Here is a 1,068-nt window from a genome sequence, read left to right as displayed (position 1 = left end):
CTTCTATGTCTAAAAAACCCAATAAACAAACGAAAAAGGACGAAGAAAAGTTAACACGTGAAGAAGAGTTAGAGCGTGAGAATGAACTACTGAGATTAGAAAATGCATACCTAAAAAAGTTAAGAGCTTTTCAGGAAAATCCGAATGCCTTCCTCGAAAAGCCCAAGCGAAATTGGCATTCGAACTCAAACAAGAAGGATTCCGATTAAGGGATATACTCGTTGTGGTTGGTATTCCAGAAGCAACCTATCATTATCACGTAAAAAACTTTGGAAAAGAAGATCCGGACATAGAACTAAAAGAACTTATTACTGAACAATTTAAGAAGTTTCATGAACGTTATGGTTATAAACGCATCACGAAGGAATTAAAGAAATTAGGATATCGCGTTAATCATAAAAAAGTGTATCGTTTGATGCGAGAGCTTGGGTTAAAGTGTGTGAAATTCATGCGCAAATCCCGTAAATACAATTCATATAAAGGAAACGTTGGAAAGGTAGCTAAAAACCGTTTATCCCGCCGTTTTTACACACCTATTCCTCTTCAAAAATTAGTAACCGACATTACAGAATTCAAATGTCTAGGTGAAGAAAAATTGTACTTAAATCCCCTTCTTGACCTTTATAACGGGGAAATTATTGCGTTTGGAATCAAGAAACGACCTACGCTAGATCTTGTCATGGAACCTTTAGATGAAACAATAGAATTCATAAAGAATTACGCAACATACCGCACAACGATCCATTCAGATCAAGGATGGCATTACCAGCACAGCAAGTGGGTGAATACATTAAAGAAAAATAACGTATTCCAAAGCATGTCACGTAAAGCGACCTGCGCAGACAATGCTTCAATGGAGAATTTTTTTGGCATTTTAAAGCAAGAAATGTATTATGGAGAGAAATTAGTAAGCTATGAAGAATTAAAACGACGAATTGAAGATTACATCTACTGGTATAACCACGTACGATCAAAAGCAAAATTGACTGGACTGAGTCCGGTCGAATACCGAACTCAATCCAGCCAATCAGCTGCATAATAAAAACTCTAACTTTTAGGGGTCGCCAC

Annotated in this window: 1 protein-coding gene and 1 pseudogene; both read left to right on the top strand. The window is 36.7% G+C overall.

Translation table 11 applies throughout. The features are described from left to right. Positions 1 to 209: pseudogene (locus tag J2Z81_RS15670) on the top strand (helix-turn-helix domain-containing protein); the annotation flags it as partial. After that, a complete protein-coding gene (locus tag J2Z81_RS15665; protein WP_084179334.1) occupies positions 173 to 1,039 on the top strand; it encodes an IS3 family transposase in 867 nt (288 codons plus the stop codon). The pseudogene J2Z81_RS15670 and the gene J2Z81_RS15665, both read left to right, overlap by 37 nt. The last annotated feature ends 29 nt before the right edge of the window (positions 1,040 to 1,068 follow it).

It is taken from the genome of Virgibacillus alimentarius (assembly GCF_017874635.1).
Lineage (GTDB): Bacteria > Bacillota > Bacilli > Bacillales > Amphibacillaceae > Virgibacillus_B > Virgibacillus_B alimentarius.
Note: the sequence above shows the minus strand (reverse complement) of the source record. Positions and strands in the feature narration are given on the sequence as shown.